Source organism: Nocardia brasiliensis, assembly GCF_011801125.1.
Lineage (GTDB): Bacteria > Actinomycetota > Actinomycetes > Mycobacteriales > Mycobacteriaceae > Nocardia > Nocardia brasiliensis_C.
In genome coordinates, this window is the sequence record NZ_CP046171.1 from 651421 (window position 1) to 673982 (window position 22562).

Sequence of the window (22562 nt, forward strand, 5' to 3'; positions counted from 1 at the left end):
GCGTGGCCCGGCAGGCCGTGGCGCGGCGCGCGTAAACGTGCGCCGCGCCGGCAACCGGCCCTATGCCTCTTCGCGGAGTTCTGGGGCGAGTCCGAAAAGGGGGAACAGCTTTTCGGTGTCGAGGAAGAAGTTCAGGCCGGAGATGGTGTCGCCGTCCAGTTCCAGGACGGTGATCGACCAGGGGAGCCAGACGCCCGGTTGGTCGCTCGGCTTGTAGTGGCCGAAGGCGGGGTGGCCGTTGGCGCCCTCGAGCCGGATCATCCGGGAGTCGCGGCAGCCGCTGCCGTGGCCGAGCATGAACGCGGCCACGTTCTCCGGGCCGGAGATCCACAGCTCGATCGGCGGCATGGACAGCGCCACATCGGTTTTGAGCAGCGTGGTCAGGGTGTCCATGTCGTAGGCCTCGAAGGCCTTGACGAAGTTGTCGACGAGCTTGCGCTGGTCTTCGTTGGACTCGTCGTAGTTGTCCGAGGTGCTCGGCTGCACCTTCGACATGGTCGCCCTGGCGCGCTGGAGCGCGCTGTTGACCGACGCGGGCGACATGGTGAGCGCCTCGGCGGTCTCGTTGGCGGAGAACCGCAGCACCTCGCGCATGATCAGGATGGCGCGCTGGGTGGCGGGCAGGTGCTGGCAGGCCGCGACGAAGGCCAGCCGCAGTGTGTCCTTGGCCGAGGCGTGGTCGGCCGGGTCGGCGCCGAACGCGAGGGCGTTCGGGATCGGCTCGATCCAGACGTAGTCCGGCTGTGGCGCGGGTAGTGGCGAGTCCGGGCGCGACGGGCCGGAAAGATCCATCGGCCTGGCGCGCCGCTGTGGACCGTCGAGCATGTCCAGGCAGACGTTGGTGGTGATCCGATACAGCCAGGAGCGCACACTCGCACGACCCTCGAACGATTCGTAGGACTTCCACGCGCGGGTGAAGGTTTCCTGGACCGCGTCTTCGGCCTCGAAGGACGAGCCGAGCATGCGGTAGGCATAAGCGCACAATTCCCGGCGATGCTTCTCGAAGGATTCGAGGACGTCGGGATCGAGGCCGGCGGATTTGCCGGACAGGTCGTTCATGATGGTCAGCCTGCCACAGGCCACCGACACATCCCAGACCCGAAAGCGCGCTACCTGCGCTGTCGGGCGGCGACGGCGGCGGTGCGGCCGGTCACATCGCCCCGCTCGGCGATGAATTCGGGGCCCGTGCGCCGTCTCCATTGATGCGCAAGAAATAGGCGGACTACGAAAAGGGACCGACACATGAGCAGCCGGATGATTTTTCTCAACTTCCCCGTCGCCGATCTGGATCGGTCGAAGAAGTTCTACGAGTGTCTCGGCTGGAAGGTCAATCAGGAGTTCACCGACGACAATGCGGCCTGCATCGTGGTCGACGACAACATCTGCGTCATGTTGCTGACCAAACAGTTCTTCACCACGTTCGGCAGGCGTCCGGTCGCCGACACCACCGAGCAGCTCGGCGCCTCCTACAGTTTGGCGCTGACCAGTATCGCCGAGGTGGACTCCTACATCGGCGCGGCGCTGGCCGCGGGCGGCACCGAGGAGGTCAACGCGGACAAGCAGGCGCAGGAGGAGCAGTTCGGCATGTACAGCCGCACGTTCATCGACCCCGACGGGCACCAGTGGGAGCCGTTCTGGATGGACTATCCGGCGGTCTGAAGCGCGTCGACCGCTCGCCCCCGGTCACCGAAAAGTGCCGGGGGGCGTGGTCTTTTCAGCTACCGGTGAAGGTCGGCGTGCGCTTCTGCGCGAAGGCCTTCGGGCCCTCCTTGGCATCGGCGGACTTGAACACCGCCATGCCGAGTTCGGCGTCGATCCGGAACGCCTCCTCCTCGTGCATGCCCTCGGTCTCCCGGATGGTGCGCAGGATGGCCTGCACCGCGAGCGGGCCGTTCGCGGCGATCTGGGCCGCGAGCTCGAGCGCCTTGTCCAGCGCGCCGCCGTCGGGGACCACGTGCCCGATCAGCCCGATCTGCTTCGCTTCGGCCGCGGTGACGTGCCTGCCGGTCAGCAGGATGTCGGCGGCGACGGTGTAGGGGATCTGGCGGACCAGTCGCACGGCCGAGCCGCCGAGCGGGAACAATCCCCAACGGGCCTCGGACACACCGAATTTCGCGCTCTCGCCGGCCACCCGGATGTCGGTGCCCTGCAGGATCTCGGTGCCGCCGGCGATGGCGGGGCCCTCGACCGCGGCGATCAACGGTTTGCTGAGCCTGCGGCCCTTCAGCAGCGCCTCGATCTTCGACAGGTCCCAACCACCGCCCGCGAAGGAATCGCCGGGGTGCTGCGCGGTCATCGCCTTCAGGTCCGCGCCCGCGCAGAACGCACCGCCCGCGCCGGTCAGAATCGCGACCCGGATGTCCGGATCGTTGTCCACCTGGTCCCAGGCGTCGCGCATGATCGCCATCATTTCGGCCGAGAGCGCGTTGCGCGCCTCGGGGCGATTCATCGTGACGATCAGGACGTGATCACGTTTCTCGACGAGACAGTGTGGCATCGGCGAATCTCCTGACTTTCGAGCCTTGCCAGGAACAGTAACACGTTCTATTTTAGGGCTGTGAGCTACAACATAGCGGACCTTGTCGAACACACCATCGACCTGATGCCCGACCGCGTCGCGCTCGCGGACGACAGCCGTGAGGTCACCTACGCCCAGCTGGAGGAGCGCGCCAACAAACTGGCTCACTACCTGCTCGAACATGGCGTTCAGCCGGGCGACAAGGTGGGCATCTACTCGCGCAACACGATCGAGGCGGTCGAGGCCATGGTCGCGGTGTTCAAGGCGCGGGCGGTGATGGTCAACGTGAACTTCCGTTATGTCGAGAACGAGTTGCAATATATCTTCGACAATTCGGACATGGTCGCGCTGATTCACGAGCGTCGCTACAGCGACCGAGTGGCCGGGGTACTCCCGAAAACCCCGCTGCTGAAGACGGTGATCGTTGTCGACGACGATACGACCGCGACCACCGCGACCGCAGTGGATTCGGTCGAATACGAAGCCGCGCTTGCTGCCTCGTCGGGGGAGCGTGACTTCGGCGAACGCTCCGGCGACGACATCTTCATGCTCTACACCGGCGGCACCACGGGCCTGCCCAAGGGCGTGATGTGGCGGCACGAGGACTGGTGGCGGGTGCTCGGTGGCGGCATCAACTTCCTCAACGGTGAATACGTCCAGGACGAGTGGCATCAGTCCAAGCAGGGCGCGGGCAACCCGCAGATGGTGCGGTTCCCGATTCCGCCGATGATCCACGGTGGCTCACAGACGGCGACCTTCCACAGCCTGTTCGACGGGGGGAAGGCCGTGATGATCCCGGAGTTCACCGGGCACGGCGTGTGGCAGCACATCGACCGGCACAAGATCAATCTCATCTTCATCACCGGTGACGCGATGGCCAGGCCGATGGTCGACGCACTGCTCGAGGGGAACCCGGAAACCGGTGCGCCCTATGATCTTTCGAGCCTGTACGTGATCGCCAGCAGCGCCGCGCTGTTCTCGCCGACGCTCAAGGACAAGTTCCTCGAACTGCTGCCCAACCGGATGATCACCGATTCCATCGGTTCCTCGGAGACCGGGTTCGGCGGGCTGTCGGTTATCGCCAAGGGCGCCAACCACACCGGCGGGCCGCGGGTGAAGATCGACGCCGCCACCGAGGTGCTCGACGAGCACGGCAATCCGGTGGTGCCCGGCTCCGGGCAGGTCGGGCTCATCGCGCGTAAGGGGCACATCCCGGTCGGCTACTACAAGGACGAGGCCAAGACCGCGGCAACGTTCAAGGTGTTCAACGGGATTCGCTACTCGATCCCCGGCGACTACGCCAGGGTCGAGGAGGACGGCACGGTCACCATGCTCGGCCGCGGCTCGGTCAGCATCAATAGCGGCGGCGAGAAGATCTACCCCGAAGAGGTCGAGGGGGCGCTGAAGTGTCACCCCGAGGTGTTCGACGCCCTCGTCGTCGGTGTCGAGGACGAACGCTGGGGTCAGCGCGTGGTCGCCGTCGTGCAGTGCCGCGGTGACAAGCGGCCAACCCTCGAGGAGTTGCGTCCGGTCCTCACCCAGGAGATCGCCCCCTACAAGCTGCCGCGCAGCCTGTGGTTCGTCGACCAGATCAAGCGCAATCCGGCGGGCAAGCCCGACTACCGCTGGGCCAAGGCGCAAACCGAGGAACGCCCCGCCGACGAGCACGCTCAGGCGAGCAGCAAGTAGGCATCAACGCACCGGGGCCGTCGCGAATGTCGCGACGGCCCTTCGTGTTCGCGTGGTCAGCGGTAGGTGAGCTCGGCGAGGCGATGCACGAGGGCGGTGCGTACCGCGGGGACTCGGGTGAGCGTCGCGATGGCCAGGTTGCGCAGCGCGCGGGCGAGCGGCGCGGTGAGCGTGGCCATCCGGGTCATCCGATCGGTGAACGCGACCACGTCGAGAGCGACCGGGCGCCTGGTGGTTTCGTAGGTGTCGAGCAGGGTGTCCGGCTCGCCAGCCAGCACGCGGACGAGCAGCCCGCCCAGCATGGCGGCGTCTTGGATGCCGGTGTTCATGCCCTGACCGCCCGCGGGGCTGTGCACGTGGGCGGCGTCGCCCGCCACCAGGATCCGGCCCGCGCGGTAGCGATCGGCGACCCGGTGGTGCACCCGGAAGCGCGAGCTCCACAGCACCTCGTGCACGTGGATGTCGCCGCCGGGGCCCCGCGCGTCGAGGATGGATTGGATGTCGGCGCGGCTCGGGTGTTCCGGGGCGGTGTCGAGGGTGGCGACCACGCGGTACCGATTCGGCTCGGTGGCGTCGGGCAGCGGCGCGACCACCGTGACGCCCTCCGGCGAAAGGTGCAGTGCCACTTCGTCACGGGCGATCGGCCAGTCCATCCGGACATCGGCAAGGACGAAGGAGGCGGGGTAGCTGTCGCCGGTGAAGCCGATGCCCGCTTGTTCGCGGACGACGCTGTGCATGCCGTCGGCGCCGACCACGTAGTCGGCCCGGATGCTGCCCGTGTTGCCCGCCGCGTCGGTGTATTCCACTGTGACACCGTCGTTCTCGTCGCGGACCCGGGTCAGTTGACAGGGGCGGTGCACGTCGCCGCCCGCCTTGCGCAGGCGGGCGAGCAGCACGGCCTCGGTGGTGTCCTGCGGTGTCATCAGCGTGTAGGGGTACTGCGTCGGGAGCTTGTCGAAGCACAGGGTGGCCAGCGTGCGTGCGCCGTCGTGCAGCGTGAAGCGGGGCACCACAAGGCCTTTGGTGATCAGCTCCTCGGCAACGCCGAGTTCGTGCAGCACCTCCAGGGTCCTGGCGTGGATGACGGCCGCGCGCGAGGTGTTGGCCCCCTCGGCGAGCCGATCCAGCAGCACGAAGTCGACGCCGGCGTCGGCCAGGGTGATCGCCGTGGTGAGCCCGGCGGGTCCGGCGCCGACGACTACGACGGAAGTGGTGGCGGGAAGCGGGTGCTGGATGGTGTTCATCGGGACTCCTGAAGTCAACAACTGTAGGCCAACGCCTGTTGGCATAACCGTAGCGCCGGTCGGGCTAGGAAGTCAACAGTTGTTGGCCTACACTTGTTGGCATGACGATCGACCCTGATCAGCTGCCCGCCCGGCGCTCCGACGCGACCCGCGCCGCGATCCTGGACGCCGCCCGCGCCCGCTTTGCCGCGGAAGGTTTCGGCAAGGCCACCATTCGCGCCATCGCGGCCGACGCCGCCATCGACCCGTCCATGGTGATGCGCTATTTCGGCAGCAAGGACGGGCTCTTCGCCGCCGCCGTCGACATCGACCTTGTGCTGCCGGATCTGTCCGCGGCCGACCCCGGCACGCTCGGGGAACTGCTGCTGCGCCGCTTTCTCGCGCTCTGGGAGGAGCCGCCCGGCAACGCGGTCTTGCTGACGCTGCTGCGCTCGTCGATCACCGACGAGGCCGTCACCGCGCGTTTCCGCGAGGTTTTCGCCCAGCAGGTGCTGCCCGCCGTGCAGCGCTTCGGCGAGCCCGCCGACGCCCCGCGGCGTAGCGGTCTCGTCGTGACCCAGTTGCTCGGTCTGGCGCTGTGCCGCTACATCCTGCGCATCCCGCCCGTGGTCGCCGCCTCACGCGAACAGCTGATCGCCGACGTCGCACCGACGCTGCAGCGCTATCTGAGCTCGACGCCACGCTGAGAGCCGCCGCGGCCGCGCTGGGTCCGCGCGAAACGAGCAAGGCCCGCCGCCGTACCGGCGGGCCTTGCGGGATGGTCGGATCAAGCGGGGTCGGCCAGGAGGGCGCCGAGCGCGCGCAGGTGGTCGGTGCCTGCGCCCAAGGCGAATTCGTGGTGCTTGGCGGCGGTGAAGTAGTTGTGCACGATGTGGTCGCGGTCGATGCCGACCCCGCCGTGGACGTGCACGACGGTGTGCGCCACGCGGTGACCCGCGTCGGCGGCCCAGAACTTGGCGGTGTGCACGGCCTCGGCGCTCGGCAGACCCTCGGCGAGCTGCCAGGCCGCCTGGGTGACCGCGAGCCGCAGACCCTGGACGTCGATGTAGGCGTCGGCGAGCCGCTGTGCCACGGCCTGGAAGCTGCCCACCGCCTTGCCGAATTGCTCACGCTCGCGGGCGTATTCGGCGACCAGTTCGAGCGCGCGCTCCACGGTGCCGAGCTGCAGCGCGCTCAGGCCCAGCCAGGCGCGGGTCAGCAGCCAGTCCAGGATCTCGGCGCCCTGCTCGACCGTGCCGACCAATTCGGCGGGGGTGTCGGTGAATTCGACGAGGTACTCGGGGCTGCGGTCGACGACCTGCTGCGCGGTCACCGTCGCCGCGCCTGGCTCGACCAGGAACACCGCGGGCACGCCGGAGGCGGTGGCCGAGACCAGGATGCGCTCGGCGCGGTCGGCGACCGGCACCGTGGTCTTGACGCCGGTGAGTCGCCAGCCGCCGTCCGCCTCGGCCGCGACCGTATTCGGCCTGGTCAGATCCCAGTTGTGCTCTTCGGTCAGTGCCGCGGTCAGGATGATCTGGCCCGCGCCCGCCCGGGTCGCCCGATCCTGTTGCGCCGCATCGCCGAAGCGGGCCAGTGCGCCCGCGCCGACCACGATCGACCACAGATAGGGCACCGCGGCGAGGGACTTGCCGAGCTCGCGCAGCACGGCCGTCTGTTCGAGCACGCCGAAGTCGCCGCCGCCGACCGATTCCGGCAGCGCCGCCGCGAGCACGCCGGTGTCGGCGAGCGAGTTCCACAGCGTCGCGTCGAATCGTTCGTCGGCCCTGTCGAGTTCGCGCAGCCGGTCGGCGGTGACGAGCTTGCCGCACACCTCGGCGGTCAGCCGGGTCAGATCGAGTTGGGCTTCGGTGGGTGTGAAATCCATGTCGGCTCTCTGCTTTCCGGATCAGCGCGCGGCGGCGGGTTGCTCGAGGGCGGTCATCGCGATGATGTCGCGCTGCACCTCGTTGGTGCCGCCGCCGAAGGTCAGGATCAGCGCGGCACGGTGCATCCGCTCGAGCCGTCCGCGCAGTTCGGCACCGGGGGAGTCCTGCCGCAGATAGGCCTGCGGGCCGAGCACCTCCATGAGCAGCCGGTAGGCCTCGGTGGCCAGTTCGGTGCCGTACACCTTGCAGGTGGAGGCGTCCCACGGCCGGGGCGCGGCGTCGCCGCCCGCGTCGGCGCGGCTGGCGATCTCCCAGTTCAGCAGCTTCAGGTATTCCACCTTCGCGTGCACCCGGGCCAGATTGACCTGCACCCACTCCTGGTCGATGACCCGGGAGCCGTTGCCCGCCTTGGTGTTACGGGCCCACTCGACGGTCTGGCGCACCGCGAGCGCGAGCGGCCCTGCCGAGGTCAGCGCGACCCGCTCGTGGTTGAGCTGGTTGGTGATCAGCGCCCAGCCGCCGTTCTCCTGGCCGACGAGCGCGCTCGCGGGCACCCGGACGTCCTGGTAGTAGGTCGCGCTGGTGTCCGGGCCCGCCATGGTGTGCACCGGGGTCCAGGAAAGGCCCTCGGCGGTGGTCGGCACGATGAGCATGCTGATGCCCTTGTGCTTCTTGACGTTCGGATCGGTGCGCACCGCGAGCCAGACGTAGTCGGCGTAGGCGATCAGGCTGGTCCACATCTTCTGGCCGTTGATCACGTAGTCGTCGCCGTCGCGCACCGCGGAGGTGCGCAGGCTGGCCAGGTCGGTGCCCGCGCCCGGCTCGGAATAGCCGATGGCGAAGTGCAGTTCACCGGCCGCGATTTTGGGCAGGAAGAACCGCTTCTGCTCCTCGCTGCCGTAGTGCATGATCGTCGGCGCGACCGAGTTGATGGTCAGGAACGGCACGGGCGCGCCCGCGATCGCGGCCTCGTCGGTAAAGATCAGCTGATCCATCGTCGGCCGGTCCTGGCCGCCGTACTCCTTCGGCCAGGCCAGCGTCAGCCAGCCGTCGCGGCCCATCTCCCGCACGACGTCGCGATAGACGGTGCCCTGGCCGTACTCGCCGGTCTGCGCGCTGAGCGCGGCCCTGCGCTCGGGGGTGATGAGTCGCGCGAAGTAGTCGCGCAGCTCCGCGCGGAGCTCCTCCTGCTGCGGCGTGTACGCAATGCGCATGGCAAATACCTCATGCCTTCTCGATGTGGGTTCACCCGATCATTGCATATCGACTGAAACATGTTCCAGTATTGCTACCGAATCCGGTCGATAGCGCCACCCGTGGCCGCGCCGGCTTGTTAGGGTTCGCCCAGGATCGCGGTAAAGGAGTTCTCATGAAGGTAAGCGTCGATCTGGATCAGTGCGAAGCGAACGGAATCTGTGTCGGAATCGCCCCCGACGTGTTCGAACTCGATGACGAAGACCAGTTGCACATCCTGACGGCCGACGTGCCCGCCGAGCGTCTCGCCGACGTCGAGGACGCGGTGGCGCAATGCCCGAAAGCGGCACTGCGACTCCAGTGAAACGGTCCCTTGCCTTAGGTTGGAACACGTTCTAGGGTCGGGCTCGTGGACGATGTAGATGTGAGCCTGGCCGGACGAGTGGCGATCGTGACCGGAGCGGGTGCCGGGCTGGGGCGGGCGGAGGCGCTCGCGCTGGCCGGCGCCGGAGCCTCGGTGGTGATCAACGACCTGGCCGAGTCGGATGCGGTGGCCGACACCATGTCCGAGCTGCGCGCGCTCGGCGCCAAGGCGGAATTCGTCGCGGGCAGCATCGCCGAGCGGGCGACCGCGGACGCGCTGATCCGCACCGCCGACGAGGCGTTCGGCGGGGTGGACATCGTGGTGAACAACGCCGGTATCACCAAGGACCGAATGCTGTTCAACATGTCCGACGAGGACTTCGACGCGGTCGTCGCGGTGCACCTGCGCGGCCATTTTCTGTTGTCCCGCAACGCCGCGGCCTATTGGCGCGGCAAGTCCAAGGCGGCGGGCGCGCCGGTCTACGGCAGGCTGATCAACACTTCGTCCGAGGCGGGGTTGCTCGGGCCGGAGGGTCAGGCCAACTACGGTGCCGCAAAGGCCGGCATCACCGCGTTGACGCTGTCGGCGGCGCGGGCGCTGTCGCGCTTCGGGGTGCGCGCCAACGCGATCGCGCCGCGGGCGCGGACCGCGATGACCGAAGCGGTGTTCACCGCGGCGCCCGAGGGCGCGGTCGATCCGCTCTCGCCCGATCATGTGGCCCGGCTCGTCGCCTATCTCGCGTCGCCGGCCGCCGACGCGGTGAACGGACAGCTGTTCGTGGTCTACGGCGCGATGGTCGCGCTGATGGCCGCGCCGGTCGTCGAGCAGCGCTTCGACGCCGCCGACGGGCAGTGGTCGCTCGGTGATCTCGCGACCACCCTGGCCGGCTATTTCGCCGAACGTCCTGCCGGGCAGAGCTTCTCGGCCTCGGCGCTACTCGATCTCGGCTGAATCCGGTCCGCCCCTGCCGCCTCCGGCGCGAAACATGCGCAACGAGGTCTGGAATCTGCGAGATCCACTCGAGATGAACTGCTGAACAACTGACCAACTGTTGATCAAGGGTCCGGCGCTTGGTAGACATTGGGTGATGAGATGTGCCCCGCCGCACAAAGGTGGGATCAATCACTCTGACACCCGTTCCAGATTTATATGCCGATGCAGCTAAAAAGTGCAGTTCAAAAGTGACAAATATCTTCCGGCAACGTTGTGAACGTGTTCTAATCAATGAGGCGGTGCGGCCTCGGTGAAGAATCGTGCCGTGAGCGAGTCCGCAGGTTCTGAGCAAGGAGGTTCGAAGATGAACGAGGTCCTTGCCGTGCCATTGCGGGCGGTGGGCGGGTTCTTCGAACTGACGGCCGAAGTCGCTCGAGCGAGTGTGCGCAGGCCATTTCAATGGCGCGAGTTCATCGACCAGTCCTGGTTCATCGCGCGCGTCTCGATCGTGCCGACACTGTTGGTCGCGATTCCATTCACCGTTTTGGTGAGCTTCACGCTGAACATCCTGTTGCGCGAGATCGGCGCGGCCGACCTCAGCGGCGCGGGCGCGGCATTCGGTGCGGTGACCCAGGTCGGCCCGATCGTCACGGTGCTGATCGTGGCCGGCGCCGGCGCCACCGCGATCTGCGCCGACCTGGGCGCCCGCACGATTCGCGAGGAAATCGACGCGATGCGGGTGCTCGGGATCGACCCGGTGCAGCGGCTGGTGGTGCCGCGGGTGCTCGCCTCGATGTTCGTCGCGTTGATGCTCAACAGCCTGGTCTGCACGATCGGTATCGTCGGCGGATTTCTCTTCTCCGTCTATTTGCAGGACGTGAACCCCGGCGCCTTCGTCAACGGCATCACGCTGCTGACCCATTTGCCCGAATTGATCATCTCGGAGGTGAAGGCCGGATTGTTCGGGCTGATCGCCGGGCTGGTCGCCTGTTATCTGGGTCTGAATGTCAAAGGTGGTCCCAAGAGTGTCGGTGATGCGGTGAATCAGACCGTCGTCTTCGCCTTTATGGCTTTGTTCGTCGTGAACGTGGTGGTCACCGCGGTAGGCATCAAGTTCACGGCGCGGTGACCGCATGGCCTTCGTGATCGAGTCCCGCTTCCCGCGTACCGTTCGACGGGTGCGTCGGATGTCGGACTCGCTCGATTCTGTCGGAAAACAGGCTGTGTTCTACGCGCAGGCGCTGGGGGCAATTCCGCGCGCGCTCACGCACTATCGCACCGAGACCATTCGGCTGATCGCCGAAATCAGTATGGGCAGCGGAGCTTTGGCGGTGATCGGCGGCACCGTGGTGATCGTCGGGTTCCTCACCCTGTTCGCCGGCGGCACCATCGCGGTGCAGGGCTACAGCTCGCTCGGCAACATCGGCGTCGAGGCGCTCACCGGATTCTTCGCGGCCTTCATCAACGTCCGCATCGCCGCGCCCGTGATCTCCGGCATCGGGCTGGCCGCCACCATCGGCGCGGGCTCGACCGCGCAGCTGGGCGCGATGCGGGTGGCCGAGGAGATCGACGCGCTCGAGTCCATGGCGATCCGGCCGGTGCCGTACCTGGTCGGCACGCGGGTGCTGGCCGGGATGATCGCGATCGTGCCGCTGTACGCGCTCGCGGTGATCGCGTCGTTCCTGGCCAGCCGGTTCGCCACCGTGGTCATCTACGGGCAGTCGGCGGGCGTGTACGACCACTACTTCTCCACCTTCCTGATCCCGAGCGACATCCTCTGGTCGTTCGCGCAGGCGATCTTCATGGCGCTCGCGGTCATGCTCATCCATACCTACTACGGCTACAACGCCGCGGGCGGCCCGGTCGGGGTCGGCGTCGCGGTCGGTAATGCGGTGCGGACCTCACTGGTCGCGGTGGTCACGGTGACGCTGTTGATCTCGTTGGCCATCTATGGCACCTCCGGCAACTTCCACCTCTCCGGATAGCGACATGGCGGATTCGACAAAACTGCGAAACGCGCTCGGCCTCAAGCTCGCCGGCGCCGCGATGGTGCTGGCGATGGTGGCGATCGTCGCGATCGCGCTGCTGATGTTCGTCGGCGGGTTCACCCCGACGGCCACCGTCCTGGTCGACGCGCCGCGCAGCGGCCTGGTGCTGGACCCGGACGCCAAGGTGAAAGTGCGCGGGGTCGAGATCGGCCGGGTGGTCGCGATCGACCAGACCGCCGCGGGCGCGACGCTGAAACTGGCGCTCGATCCCGATCAGCTGAAGCTGGTGCCGGACAACGCGGGCGTCGACATCCGCTCCACCACCGTGTTCGGCGCGAAGTACGTGAATTTCACGGTGCCCGAACAGCCTTCGGCGACGCCGCTGCGGCCCGGCGCGCGCGTGCGCGTCGAGCACGTGACCGTGGAGTTCAACACGCTGTTCCAGCACCTGTCCGACGTGCTGGCCAAGGTCGAGCCGGAGAAGCTGAACGCGACGCTGTCCGCGCTCGGCACCGCGCTGCAGGGCCGGGGCGAGAAGCTCGGCGACTTGCTCGCCCGCAGTGACGCCTACCTGCGCGACATCAACCCGTATCTGCCCACCCTGCAACAGGATCTGGCGCAGACCGGTCAGGTCACCGACCTGTACGCGGACACGGTGCCGGATCTGCTGCGCACGGTCGACAACGCCACCGTCACCAGCCGAGCGCTGGTCGACGAGCAGCAGAGCCTGGACGAGGTGCTGGCCAACCTGATCGGTCTGGCCGACACCACAGGGTCGGTGCTGAAGGAGAACGAGGGCAATCTCGGTACCGCACTGGATCTGCTGCGGCCGACCACTCGATTGCTCTTCGAGTACAACCCCGCCCTCGGCTGCATCATCAATGGGCTCGGCCCGATGATGCCGTTGGCGGAGAGGGTGTTCGGCGGCGTGCTGCCCGGCATCGGCATGAACACCAACTTCATGTTCGGCGCCAAGCCCTACACCTATCCGGACGATCTGCCGAAGGTGAACGCGACCGGCGGCCCGCACTGCGAAGGCGTAGTCGACCGGGTGCCGGGCAGCCACGCGGACTACGTCGTCACCGACACGAATCAGGGAGCTCCGTACGTGCCGAACACGGGTTTCGTGAAGCCCAACGAGGCGCCGCGGGTGTTCCAGCTGCTGTTCGCCGGGTTACCGGGGGTGGACCGGCTGTGAGGAACACCGCGACGACCGTCAAACTGGCCATCTTCACGTTGGTGATGGCACTGGTTTTCGCCGGGCTGACCGTGGTGTTCAGCCAGATGCGGTTCGCAAGGGAGTACGGCTACCACGCCGTGTTCACCAGCTCCTCGGGAATGCTGCCCGGTGCCAAGGTGCGCATCGCCGGGGTGCCGGTCGGCTCGGTCTCCTCGGTGCAGGTCGGCAAGGACAACCTGGCGCACGTCGAGTTCGATGTCGACCGCAAGTACCGCCTGCTCACCAGCACCCGGGCCACCATCCGCTACGAAAACCTGGTCGGTGACCGGTATCTGGAGTTGCTGGAGGGCCCCGGTACGACCGATGTGCTGCGCGACGGCGGCACCATCGGCACGGACCGGACGGCGCCCGCGCTCGATCTGGACATGCTGCTCGGCGGGTTCCGCCCGCTGCTGCGCGGCCTCGATCCCGCGCAGGTGAACGACCTGACCAGCGCGCTGTTGCAGATCTTCCAGGGGCAGGGCGGCACGCTGGTGTCGCTGCTGAACAGCGGCGGCGACTTCGCCAAGACCCTGGCCGATCGGGACGAGCTGATCGGCAACGTGATCAACAACCTCAACACGGTGCTGCGAACCATCGATGAGCGCGGCGATCAGTTCGCCACCACGCTCGACGAATTGCAGCGTCTGGTCAGCGGTTTGGCCGCCGAGCGCGATCCGATCGGCGACGCGCTGCCCCGGATCGCCGGGGCCACCAGGGATCTCACCGGTCTGCTCGAGCAGGCCCGGCCGGATCTGCGCGCCACCATCGAGCAGACCGGGCGCCTGGCAGGCAATCTCGACGACGGCTCCGACACCATCCAGTGGGTGCTCGACCGGTTGCCCGACACCTACAAGAAGCTGATCCGCATCGGCGCCTACGGTTCGTTCCTGCAGCTCTACGTGTGCGGGACCAACCTGCTCGTGGACGGGCCCGACGGGCAGCCGCTCCAGGTGAACCTGCCGGGCAAGCAGACGACCGGAAGGTGCGCGCCGGAATGAACGAGCAGCGATCCCGTGTCGTCACCATCGGCATCGTCGGTCTGGTGGTCGCGGTGTGTGTGGCCCTGTCGGTACTGCAGTTCGACCGGCTGCCGTTCATTCGCGGCGGCGCGACCTACACCGCGTACTTCACCGACGCGGGCGGGCTCCTGCCGGGCGACCCGGTGCAGGTGGCGGGCGTGCGCACCGGCCGGGTCGACGGCGTGGCGCTCGACGGCGCGAAGGTGCTGGTCCGTTTCACCCTCGACGAGTCGATCGTGCTGGGGGAGAAGACTTCCGCGGCGATCAAGACCAACACGGTGCTCGGCCGCAAGTCGCTGGAGTTGACGCCGGCGGGCGCGGGCTCGCTGCGCCGCGACGACACGATTCCGTTGGACCGCACCACGTCGCCGTACTCGCTCAACGACGCACTCGGCGACCTCGGCCGCACCGTGCGGGGCCTGGACATGGACCGGGTGGACAAGACCCTGGACACGCTCTCGGCCACCTTCGCCGACACCCCGGCTCCGCTGCGCGCGGCGCTGGACGGCGTTACGGCGTTGTCGCGCAGCATCAATGCCCGTGACCAGGCGCTGTCGGACCTGCTGGTGCGGGCGCAGAGCGTGACCAAGATCCTGTCCGACCGCAGCGATCAGATCAACGCGCTGCTGCTGGACGGCAACAACCTGCTCGGCGAGCTGGACCGGCGCCGCGGTGCGATCGCACAGCTCATCGTCTACGTGAACGAGGTGGCCAAGCAGCTGTCCGGGCTGGTGAACGACAACGAGGCGCAGCTGAAACCGGCACTGGACAAGCTGAATTCGGTGCTCGCCCTGTTGCAGCGCAACCGGCAGAACCTGTCTGACGCCCTGGACAGCCTCGGCCCCTACGCCGCGGCGCTCGGTGAGCAGGTCGGCAACGGGCCGTGGTTCAACGCCTACGTCGTCAACGCCACCAGTACCGAATTGCAGCCGCTGGTGGACGCGCTGGTCTGGCCGGAACACCTGCCCGAGGATCTGCGCAACATCTTCACCCACCCGGCACCGCCCTCGATCGGCCCGGCGATTCAGGAGCCACCGCGATGAAACTGCTGGACAGCGCGAAGAAGGTGCCCCGCTGGGCGCTGGCGGTTGCGGCGGCCGTGGTGGTCGCGCTCGTGGCGCTCGGCGCGTACACCGGCCTCACCCGGATCGGCACGACCAGCATCACCGCGTATTTCCCGTCGACCTCGGGTCTCTACCAGGGTGACGAGGTCCGGGTGCTCGGGGTCAGGGTCGGCCGGATCGATGCGATCGAGCCGGGCAAAGATCAGGTGAAGGTGCGGTTGACCATCGATCGCGGGATCGACCTGCCCGCCGACGCACGCGCGGTGATCATTTCGCCGTCGCTGGTATCGGCGCGGTTCATCCAGCTGGCACCCGCCTACACCGGCGGCCCGAAAATGGCCGACGGCGCGCGGATTCCGATCGAGCACACCGCGGTGCCGGTGGAGTGGGACGACATCAAGGCCGAACTCTCCAAGCTGGCAACCACTCTGGGGCCGGTCGGGGACGACTCACAGGGCTCGTTCGGGCGCTTCGTCAACACCGCCGCAGACAATCTGGACGGCAACGGGCAGAAGCTGCGCGACACCCTGCGCGAGCTGTCCGCCACGCTGAACACGCTTTCCGACGGCCGCACCGACCTGTTCGGCACCATTCGGAACCTGCAGAAGTTCGTCGATGTGCTCTCGGCGAGCAACGAACAGATCGTGCAGTTCGGCGGCAGGCTGGCCTCGGTCTCCTCGGTGCTGGCCGGCGCGTCCACCGAACTCGGTGCGGGACTGGACAATCTGGATACCGCGCTGGCCGATGTGAAGCGCTTCCTCGAGGGCAGCGGCGCCGAACTCACCGAGGGCGTGCAGCGTCTCGCCGATGTCACGCAGATCCTGGTGGACAAGCGCCCCGAGCTGGAACGGGTATTGCACTCGGGCCCGACGGCGCTGGTGAACTTCTATCAGATCTACAAGCCCGCGCAGGGCACGCTGACCGGCGCGGTGGCACTGAACAATCCCGCCGACCCGCTCGGCTTCCTCTGCGGCTCGGTGCGCGCCCTGGAGCACAACGACTCCGATCGTTCCGCCGACCTGTGCGCGCAATACCTTGCGCCGGTGATCAGCTCGCTGGCCATGAACTACGCGCCGATCCTGCTGAATCCGGCCACCGGCGTGCACGCGTTCCCGGAGCAGCTGAAGTTCAGCCCGCCGAGCTTGGCGGGCGAGGCGCCCGCGCCCGGCCCGCCGCCGATCACCGTGCCGGACGGCATTGCCGGGCTGGCGATTCCGGGAGGAGGACGATGAGAAGACCTCGCCGGATGATCACACTCGTGCTCGGCCTCGCGGTGGCACTGGGTGTTTCGGGATGTGAGTGGGACGGATTGAACTCGCTGCCGATGCCGGGCACCGAGGGCACCATGGACGGCGCGTACCAGGTGCGCATCCAGATGCCGAATGTCACGACGCTGACCCGCAATTCGCCGGTGCGCGTCGACGACGTCACGGTCGGAACGGTGTCGAACATCGAGGTGGAGGGCTGGCACGCGCTGGTCACCGTCACGCTCAATCCCGATGTGCGACTACCCGCCAACGCGGTCGCGAAGATCGGCCAGACCAGCCTGCTCGGCAGCAACCACATCGAGTTGGCCGCACCCACCGACACCGCGGCGCAGGGCACGCTGAAAGGCGGCGACGTGATCCCGCTGGATCGGGCCGGTGCCTACCCGACCACCGAGCAGGTGCTCTCCTCGCTGTCGGTGGTGCTCAACGGCGGCGGCATCTCGCAGTTGGAAACGATTACCCGCGAACTGAATTCCGCGCTGAGCGGGCGCGAGAACGACATCCGCGACCTGCTGCCGCAACTGAACACGCTGACCACCGGACTGGACAGGCAGCGCAACGACATCATCGCCGCGATGAGCGGGCTGGATCGGCTCGGCGGTCAGCTTGCCGCGCAGCGCGACCTGGTGGCCAGGGCCATCGAGCGGATCCATCCCGCGCTCACCGTGCTCGCCGACCGCACCGCGAACATCGCCGCCGCCGTCGCGGCCCTCGGCGACCTCAGCGACGTCACCGATCGCATCATCGCCACCAGCGGCGACAACCTGAAGGCCAACCTGCGCAGTCTGGCGCCGGTGCTCGAGACGCTGGCCGATACCGGAGTCAACCTGGTCGAGGCGTTGAAGATCATCCCCACCTTCCCGTTCCCGATGAAGAACCTGGACAAGGCGATCAAGGGCGACTACTTGAACCTGTTCATCACGGTGGACCTGACGGGGAAGCGGTTGGACAACAACTGGCTGATCGGCACGCCGCTCGGCGGCCGCTTCGGCGGCGTCGAGGGCGTGGTCGGCAGCTTCGCCCCCGACACCGCGACCCAGGGCGCCAATCCGGCGCTCGGGCCGCTGACGCCGCCGCCCGCCGACGGGCAGCCCGCGCCCGCGCTGCCCGGCCTGCCGCCCATTCCCGGTCTGCCCGCCATTCCCGGACTGACCGTGCCGCTGCCGGGAAACACCGCACCGCAAGGGGGTCCGGGCCGATGACGCTGACCCGATTCGTCCGCGCCCAGCTGACGATCTTCGCCATCCTGACGGTGATCGGCCTGGTGGTGATGGGCGGGGTGTATGTGAAGGTGCCCGCGATGCTCGGCATCGGCCGCTACGACGTCGTCGTGCAGCTGGCGGCGACCGGCGGGCTCTACCCGACCGCCAACGTGGCCTATCGCGGCACGAATGTCGGTGTGGTGCGCGAGGTTCGGCTGACCTCGAGCGGCGTCGATGCGCACCTGTCCATCGACAGCGACTACAAGGTGCCCGCCGACGTGAACGCCTGGGTGCGCAGCGTCTCGGCGATCGGTGAGCAGTACGTCGACCTGATCCCGCCGGACAAGCCGGTCGGCGGAAACCTGGCCGACGGCGCGGTGATCCCGGTCGGCCGGACCAAGCTGCCGCAGGACGTCGGCACCCTGCTCGACCAGTCCGACCGGCTGCTGTCCAGCGTGGCCGACACCCGGCTGCGACAGGTGATCGACGAGGCGTTCAAGGCGTTCAACGGGGCCGGTCCGGATCTGCAGCGATTCATCGACTCGGCCTCGCTGCTGGTGCAGGAGGCGCAGAACAACGCGGAGCCGACGAAGAAGCTGCTCGACCAGATCGGCCCGCTGCTGGACACCCAGATCCAGTCCGACGCGGCCATCCGATCCTGGACCAGCGACCTCGCCACGGTGACCGATCAGCTGCGCGCGCACGATGTTTCGCTGCGCAACGTGCTGCACGAGGGGCCATCGGCCATGCAGCGGGTGAACGCGCAGTTCGAATCGCTGCGCCCCACCCTGCCGCTGCTGCTGAACAACCTGGTCAGCGTCGGACAGGTCGGCGTCACGTATCACGCTGGGCTGGAACAACTCCTGGTGGTGTTCCCGCCCCTGATCGCGGCGCTGAAGACGATCATCCGCGGGCCCGCCGAATACGGCGCGATGGTCGACTTCATGGCCGTGATCAACGATCCGCCCGCGTGCACGACCGGCTTCCTGCCCGCGAACGAGCGGCGCTCGCCGAGCGAGCTGGACTCGATCCCGTCGCCACCGGGCCTGTATTGCAAAGTGCCGCAGGACTCGCCGATCGCGGTGCGCGGTATCCGCAACACCCCGTGCGCCGAGTTCCCCGGTGTGCGCGCGCCTACGCCGGAGCTGTGCCGGACCGGATTCGTCCCGGAGGGCAACAACCCGCCGTTCGGCCCGTCCCAGCCGGTGGCGCCCGCCGCCGCGCCGCCCGCGCCGGAGCCGGGGCAGACCGCGCCCGCCGCGTACGGCATCGGCACCCCCGCGGCCGCGAGATCCTATGACCCGTCCACCGGGCAGTACATCGGCCCGGATGGACGCACGTACCGGCAAGGCGATATCGGACCGAGCGGTTCGGGCACGGTACCGTCGAGCTGGCAGGCGATGCTCGAGGAGCAGCAACAATGATCGAACGCAGTGAGCGAATCATGTGGCAGCGCGCTTCGCGCATGGCGGAGCCGAACATCGGTGAGGTCCAATCATGAGTGATGGCAACGGAGATCGGCAGCGCGCGCGGCGGCGTGCGGTGCGCTCGGTGGGTCCGCCTGCCGCGGAATCGGTGACGTCCGGTGTGACCGCGGTGCCGGTCGAGGCCGGAACGACGGCGGACCCCGCGCCGGTCGCGCTCGACAAGGCGACCGCCGCTGAGCCGGTCGCGCTCGGCAAGGCGGCGAGCGTCGAAGCCGCCGCCGTGATCACCGAGCCGAAGGTCAGCGCGGTCGAGTTCGGCGTGCCGCCGGTGGACGCGGCCGAGCCGAGATCCGGCATCGGCGTTGGGCGCGTGCTCGCCTGGGCGGCCGCGGCACTTCTGGTGCTCGCGCTGGTGGTCGGCGCCGGACTGTCGGTGGTCAAGGTCCGTTCGATCGATGCGCGTGACGAGCGGCGCACCGAGTTCGTGCAGACCGCGCGCCAGGCCGCCCTGAATCTGACCACCATCCGGGCCGACTCGGCCAAACAGGACATCGATCGGATACTCGCGGTGGCCTCGGGTCAGTTCAAGAGCGAATTCGATGGTCGGGTCGACCCGTTCCTGAATGTCGTGCAGCAAGCCAAGATCGTCTCCAACGGTGAGGTCGTCGAGGCCGCGCTGGAAAGCGACGACGTGGATTCGGCGCAGGTGCTGGTGGCGGTCAAACAGACGTTGACCAACGCGGGCCAGGAGGGGCCGCAGACGCGGCTCTACCGCTTCCGGATCACCGTGAGCCGCGGTGATGCCGGGTTGACCGCGTCCAAGGTGGAGTTCGTCGGATGAGTATGCGTGGCAAGATCCTGCTGATCGGATCCGCTCTGATCGCCGTCGTGGCACTGATCGTGCTCGGCGTCAACGGATTCCGGATCTGGAACGACGACCAGGCGGAGCGGGCGCGCGAGGACGCGGTCGCCGCCGCCGATCGATCGGTGTCGGCGATGTTCACCTACGACTATCAAACGGTGGACAAGGAGCTGCCCAAGGCGGCCGACAATCTCTCGCCGAAGTTCCGCGACGACTATCTGAAGCTGATCACCCAGGCGATCGCTCCCGGCGCCAAGGAGAAGCAGCTCACGGTGCACGCCACCACGCAGGCGGCCGGCGTCGTCTCGGCGGACAGGTCCGAGGTGGTCGTGCTGCTGTTCCTCAATCAGGTGACCACCAGCAAGGATTCGCCGCAGGGCACGACCACCGGTAGCCGGGTCAAGGCGACGGTGCAGAAGAACGGCGACCGCTGGCTGGTCGACCAGGTCACGCCGGTCTGAGACCGCGCGGCAGCCGCACCGTGAACGTGGTGCCGATGCCTTCGGCGCTCTGCACGCGCACCGTGCCGCCGTGCGCGGTGACCAGTGCCTGCACGATGGACAGCCCGAGGCCGGTGCCGCCGCTGCTGCGGGTGCGCGAACCGTCGATGCGGTAGAAGCGTTCGAAGATGTGCTCGGCCTCCTCGGGCGGCAGGCCGGGGCCCGTGTCGGCGACCTCGAGCACGATGTCGTCGGCGGTCGGGGTGAGCCGGACCGCGATCGCCGCCTCCGCCGGGGTGTGCGTGAGCGCGTTGTTGAGCAGATTCGCCAGCACCTGCCGCAGCCGCGCCGCGTCCCCGACGACCTCCAGAGTGCCCTCGCCGGACTGGATTTCGAGCTCGATGCGCCGCCCCGGGCCCGCCGGATCGGCCGCGGCGGCCAGCGCGCGGGCGCCGTGCACGGCATCGCTTGCCACCGCGAGCAGATCCACCACACCCTGTTCCAGCGGGCGTTGCGCGTCCAGTCTGGCCAGCATGAGCAGGTCCTCGACCAGCAGGCCCATTCGCTGCGATTCCCGTTCGATGCGGTCCATGAACAGGTCGGGCTCGGCCGTCGCGCCCTGCCGGTAGAGCTCGGCGAAGCCGCGAATGGTGGTGAGCGGGGTGCGCAGTTCGTGGCTGGCGTCGGCGATGAACTGGCGCATCTTCGCCTCGGAGTGCCGCGCGGCCGCCTCGGAGGCCTCGGTCTTGGCGAAGGCCTGCTGGATCTGCGCGAGCATGCCGTTCAGCGACCGGGACAGACTGTCGACCTCGGTGTTGGTGCCGCGCACCGGAACTCGCCGATACAGGTCACCGCGGGCGATGGCGGCCGCGGTGTTCTCCACCCGGCGCAGCGGGCGCAGGCTGCGCCGGATGACGAAGTACGCGACCAGCGCCAGCGCGGCGAGCACGGTCAGCCCGACCACCAGTTGCAGCACCACCAGCCGATGCACGGTGTCGTTGTTCTGGGTGAGCGGCAGCGCCACGGTCGTGGTGCCGTCGGGCGCGCGCAGGGTCAGCGTGCGCCATTGGACCGGACCACCACCGGCCGAGCCCACGGTGCTCGGGCCGTCGCTCGGATCCTGCGGCAGCGCGGGTTCGCCGTCGATACCGAACGCCCTGACGAAGAACGTCCGGCCATCGATGCTGGTGGAACGCACGAAGAACTGGCTCGGCGCGTGCCTCGGGTCCGGCGGCAGCACCGGCGGCGGTGGCATCCGTGCCCGGCGCGACCACTCGAGCACGCCCTCGCGCAGCTGCTGGTCGGTGCGGTTGGTCAGCGACTGCTCCAGCCCGGAGGTGACCATCGTGCCCGAGATGAGCAGGCCCAGTCCCGCGGTCAGCACCAGCACCACCATCAGGGTCACCCGTAGCGGGACCGCCGAGAGCGCGGCGGTGGCCTTGGCGCGAATCGTGCCGATCCGCCCCCGGCTCATTTCCCGGCCGACCGGCTGCGGCTCGGTGCGCGCATCACGTAGCCGACGCCGCGCAAGGTGTGGATGAGCCGCTCGGAGCCGGTGTCGACCTTCTTGCGCAGATACGACACATAGGTCTCGACCACGCCGACCTCACCGCCGAAGTCGTAGCGCCACACGTGATCCAGGATGCGCGGCTTGCTCAGCACGGTGCCCGCGTTGACCATGAAGTAGCGCAGCAGCGTGAATTCGGTGGGCGACAACGCGACCGGTTCGCCCGCCTTCCACACCTCGTGCGTGTCGTCGTCGAGCTCGATGTCCTCGAACCGGAGCCGGGAGTTCTCGCGCTGGGGGGCGGTGTGCCCGGCCCGGCGCAGGATCACCCGCAGCCGCGCGACGACCTCCTCCAAACTGAATGGCTTGGTGACGTAGTCGTCGGCGCCGAGGGTGAGTCCGGTGATCTTGTCCTGCATCTCGTCGCGGGCGGTCAGGAACAGCACGGGGGCGTCGATGCCGTCGGCGCGCAGCCTGCGCAACAGGCCGAACCCGTCCATGCCCGGCATCATCACGTCGACGATCAGCGCCTGCGGTCGGAAGGTGCGCGCCTTGTCCAGCGTCTGCGCGCCGTCGGCCGCCGTGTCCACCTCGAAGCCCTGGTAGCGCAGGCTGACGGCGAGCAGCTCGACGATCATCGGCTCGTCGTCGACCACCAGCACCCTGGCCTCGGGTGCCTGCTGCGCGGGCGCACCACTCATAGGCTTCATGGTCCGTCATCCTCCTGCGAAGTTGCTGGACCAAACCTGGGCG

22 protein-coding genes are annotated in these 22562 nt (G+C 68.0%); 15 read left to right on the forward strand and 7 right to left on the reverse strand.

Translation table 11 applies throughout. The features are described from left to right. Positions 1-60: 60 nt before the first annotated feature. Positions 61-1059, reverse strand: coding sequence for a sigma-70 family RNA polymerase sigma factor (locus F5X71_RS03080; protein WP_167460576.1), 999 nt, complete (start codon positions 1057-1059; stop codon positions 61-63). A 183-nt stretch (positions 1060-1242) separates the two neighbouring features. Between F5X71_RS03080 and F5X71_RS03085 the strand changes: the two genes are divergently transcribed. Continuing rightward, positions 1243-1659 carry a VOC family protein gene (locus F5X71_RS03085; protein ID WP_167460577.1) on the forward strand — a complete coding sequence of 139 codons (417 nt, stop codon included), beginning with the start codon at positions 1243-1245 and terminating at the stop codon, positions 1657-1659. Between the two features lie 55 nt (positions 1660-1714). Here F5X71_RS03085 and F5X71_RS03090 read toward each other — a convergent pair whose 3' ends face one another. After that, a complete protein-coding gene (locus F5X71_RS03090) occupies positions 1715-2497 on the reverse strand; it encodes a crotonase/enoyl-CoA hydratase family protein (protein WP_167460578.1) in 783 nt (260 codons plus the stop codon). A 60-nt stretch (positions 2498-2557) separates the two neighbouring features. Here F5X71_RS03090 and F5X71_RS03095 point away from each other — a divergent pair, with 60 nt between their 5' ends. After that, positions 2558-4207: an acyl-CoA synthetase gene (locus F5X71_RS03095; protein ID WP_167460579.1), complete on the forward strand. Its 1650-nt coding sequence runs from the start codon at positions 2558-2560 to the stop codon at positions 4205-4207. Between the two features lie 56 nt (positions 4208-4263). On the opposite strand, the gene F5X71_RS03100 is transcribed toward F5X71_RS03095, so the two are convergent. Then, positions 4264-5451 (reverse strand): FAD-dependent monooxygenase, encoded by a 1188-nt coding sequence (locus tag F5X71_RS03100; protein WP_167460580.1) that lies wholly within the window; start codon positions 5449-5451, stop codon positions 4264-4266. Positions 5452-5552: 101 nt separating this feature from the next. On the opposite strand from F5X71_RS03100, the gene F5X71_RS03105 reads away from it, so the two are divergent. Beyond that, positions 5553-6137, forward strand: coding sequence for a TetR/AcrR family transcriptional regulator (locus F5X71_RS03105; RefSeq protein ID WP_167460581.1), 585 nt, complete (start codon positions 5553-5555; stop codon positions 6135-6137). Positions 6138-6217: 80 nt separating this feature from the next. Here F5X71_RS03105 and F5X71_RS03110 read toward each other — a convergent pair whose 3' ends face one another. Continuing rightward, positions 6218-7318, reverse strand: coding sequence for an acyl-CoA dehydrogenase family protein (locus tag F5X71_RS03110; protein ID WP_167460582.1), 1101 nt, complete (start codon positions 7316-7318; stop codon positions 6218-6220). A 21-nt stretch (positions 7319-7339) separates the two neighbouring features. Further along, positions 7340-8533 (reverse strand): acyl-CoA dehydrogenase family protein, encoded by a 1194-nt coding sequence (locus tag F5X71_RS03115; protein ID WP_167460583.1) that lies wholly within the window; start codon positions 8531-8533, stop codon positions 7340-7342. A gap of 155 nt (positions 8534-8688) precedes the next feature. On the opposite strand from F5X71_RS03115, the gene F5X71_RS03120 reads away from it, so the two are divergent. The 12 genes from F5X71_RS03120 to F5X71_RS03175 all read left to right on the forward strand — a co-directional run bounded on the left by F5X71_RS03120 (position 8689) and on the right by F5X71_RS03175 (position 20323). Continuing rightward, a complete protein-coding gene (locus tag F5X71_RS03120; protein ID WP_167460584.1) occupies positions 8689-8877 on the forward strand; it encodes a ferredoxin in 189 nt (62 codons plus the stop codon). Between the two features lie 45 nt (positions 8878-8922). Then, positions 8923-9828, forward strand: coding sequence for a 3-oxoacyl-ACP reductase (locus F5X71_RS03125; RefSeq protein WP_167460585.1), 906 nt, complete (start codon positions 8923-8925; stop codon positions 9826-9828). Between the two features lie 346 nt (positions 9829-10174). Beyond that, on the forward strand, positions 10175-10939 hold the full coding sequence (locus F5X71_RS03130) for an MlaE family ABC transporter permease (protein WP_167460586.1): 765 nt from the start codon (positions 10175-10177) through the stop codon (positions 10937-10939). Between the two features lie 4 nt (positions 10940-10943). Next, on the forward strand, positions 10944-11795 hold the full coding sequence (locus F5X71_RS03135) for an MlaE family ABC transporter permease (RefSeq protein ID WP_014981415.1): 852 nt from the start codon (positions 10944-10946) through the stop codon (positions 11793-11795). A gap of 4 nt (positions 11796-11799) precedes the next feature. Beyond that, on the forward strand, positions 11800-12996 hold the full coding sequence (locus F5X71_RS03140) for an MCE family protein (RefSeq protein ID WP_167460587.1): 1197 nt from the start codon (positions 11800-11802) through the stop codon (positions 12994-12996). Continuing rightward, entirely contained in the window at positions 12993-14018 is a 1026-nt protein-coding gene (locus tag F5X71_RS03145) for an MCE family protein (protein WP_167460588.1), read from the forward strand. The genes F5X71_RS03140 and F5X71_RS03145 overlap by 4 nt, the downstream gene beginning before the upstream one ends. Next, a complete protein-coding gene (locus F5X71_RS03150; protein WP_167460589.1) occupies positions 14015-15082 on the forward strand; it encodes an MCE family protein in 1068 nt (355 codons plus the stop codon). Before F5X71_RS03145 ends, F5X71_RS03150 begins: the two co-directional genes overlap by 4 nt. Beyond that, the gene (locus F5X71_RS03155) at positions 15079-16335 is read left to right on the forward strand and encodes an MCE family protein (RefSeq protein WP_167460590.1); all 1257 of its coding nucleotides are present in this window, start codon (positions 15079-15081) and stop codon (positions 16333-16335) included. The genes F5X71_RS03150 and F5X71_RS03155 overlap by 4 nt, the downstream gene beginning before the upstream one ends. Further along, the gene (locus F5X71_RS03160) at positions 16332-17573 is read left to right on the forward strand and encodes an MCE family protein (protein ID WP_167460591.1); all 1242 of its coding nucleotides are present in this window, start codon (positions 16332-16334) and stop codon (positions 17571-17573) included. Before F5X71_RS03155 ends, F5X71_RS03160 begins: the two co-directional genes overlap by 4 nt. Beyond that, complete coding sequence (locus tag F5X71_RS03165) at positions 17570-18997, forward strand: MCE family protein (protein WP_167460592.1); 1428 nt, start codon at positions 17570-17572, stop codon at positions 18995-18997. Before F5X71_RS03160 ends, F5X71_RS03165 begins: the two co-directional genes overlap by 4 nt. A 73-nt stretch (positions 18998-19070) precedes the next feature. Further along, complete coding sequence (locus F5X71_RS03170) at positions 19071-19841, forward strand: hypothetical protein (RefSeq protein WP_167460593.1); 771 nt, start codon at positions 19071-19073, stop codon at positions 19839-19841. Further along, complete coding sequence (locus F5X71_RS03175) at positions 19838-20323, forward strand: h domain protein (protein ID WP_342803756.1); 486 nt, start codon at positions 19838-19840, stop codon at positions 20321-20323. The genes F5X71_RS03170 and F5X71_RS03175 overlap by 4 nt, the downstream gene beginning before the upstream one ends. Here the strand turns inward: F5X71_RS03175 and F5X71_RS03180 are convergent. Both F5X71_RS03180 and F5X71_RS03185 read right to left on the reverse strand, forming a co-directional pair. Next, entirely contained in the window at positions 20310-21776 is a 1467-nt protein-coding gene (locus tag F5X71_RS03180; protein WP_167460594.1) for a sensor histidine kinase, read from the reverse strand. The two genes, F5X71_RS03175 and F5X71_RS03180, sit on opposite strands and share 14 nt — an antisense overlap. After that, positions 21773-22510, reverse strand: coding sequence for a response regulator transcription factor (locus tag F5X71_RS03185; RefSeq protein WP_167466168.1), 738 nt, complete (start codon positions 22508-22510; stop codon positions 21773-21775). Before F5X71_RS03185 ends, F5X71_RS03180 begins: the two co-directional genes overlap by 4 nt. Positions 22511-22562 lie beyond the last annotated feature (52 nt).

Coding starts and splice junctions, on each gene's coding strand:
- F5X71_RS03170 (WP_167460593.1), top strand. CDS start 19,071: ATGAGTGATGGCAACGGAGATCGGCAGCGCGCGCGGCGGCGTGCGGTG.
- F5X71_RS03085 (WP_167460577.1), top strand. CDS start 1,243: ATGAGCAGCCGGATGATTTTTCTCAACTTCCCCGTCGCCGATCTGGAT.
- F5X71_RS03135 (WP_014981415.1), top strand. CDS start 10,944: ATGGCCTTCGTGATCGAGTCCCGCTTCCCGCGTACCGTTCGACGGGTG.
- F5X71_RS03080 (WP_167460576.1), bottom strand. CDS start 1,059: ATGAACGACCTGTCCGGCAAATCCGCCGGCCTCGATCCCGACGTCCTC.
- F5X71_RS03105 (WP_167460581.1), top strand. CDS start 5,553: ATGACGATCGACCCTGATCAGCTGCCCGCCCGGCGCTCCGACGCGACC.
- F5X71_RS03120 (WP_167460584.1), top strand. CDS start 8,689: ATGAAGGTAAGCGTCGATCTGGATCAGTGCGAAGCGAACGGAATCTGT.
- F5X71_RS03130 (WP_167460586.1), top strand. CDS start 10,175: ATGAACGAGGTCCTTGCCGTGCCATTGCGGGCGGTGGGCGGGTTCTTC.
- F5X71_RS03155 (WP_167460590.1), top strand. CDS start 15,079: ATGAAACTGCTGGACAGCGCGAAGAAGGTGCCCCGCTGGGCGCTGGCG.
- F5X71_RS03115 (WP_167460583.1), bottom strand. CDS start 8,533: ATGCGCATTGCGTACACGCCGCAGCAGGAGGAGCTCCGCGCGGAGCTG.
- F5X71_RS03140 (WP_167460587.1), top strand. CDS start 11,800: ATGGCGGATTCGACAAAACTGCGAAACGCGCTCGGCCTCAAGCTCGCC.
- F5X71_RS03150 (WP_167460589.1), top strand. CDS start 14,015: ATGAACGAGCAGCGATCCCGTGTCGTCACCATCGGCATCGTCGGTCTG.
- F5X71_RS03185 (WP_167466168.1), bottom strand. CDS start 22,510: ATGAGTGGTGCGCCCGCGCAGCAGGCACCCGAGGCCAGGGTGCTGGTG.
- F5X71_RS03090 (WP_167460578.1), bottom strand. CDS start 2,497: ATGCCACACTGTCTCGTCGAGAAACGTGATCACGTCCTGATCGTCACG.
- F5X71_RS03175 (WP_342803756.1), top strand. CDS start 19,838: ATGAGTATGCGTGGCAAGATCCTGCTGATCGGATCCGCTCTGATCGCC.
- F5X71_RS03180 (WP_167460594.1), bottom strand. CDS start 21,776: ATGAGCCGGGGGCGGATCGGCACGATTCGCGCCAAGGCCACCGCCGCG.
- F5X71_RS03165 (WP_167460592.1), top strand. CDS start 17,570: ATGACGCTGACCCGATTCGTCCGCGCCCAGCTGACGATCTTCGCCATC.
- F5X71_RS03110 (WP_167460582.1), bottom strand. CDS start 7,318: ATGGATTTCACACCCACCGAAGCCCAACTCGATCTGACCCGGCTGACC.
- F5X71_RS03100 (WP_167460580.1), bottom strand. CDS start 5,451: ATGAACACCATCCAGCACCCGCTTCCCGCCACCACTTCCGTCGTAGTC.
- F5X71_RS03160 (WP_167460591.1), top strand. CDS start 16,332: ATGAGAAGACCTCGCCGGATGATCACACTCGTGCTCGGCCTCGCGGTG.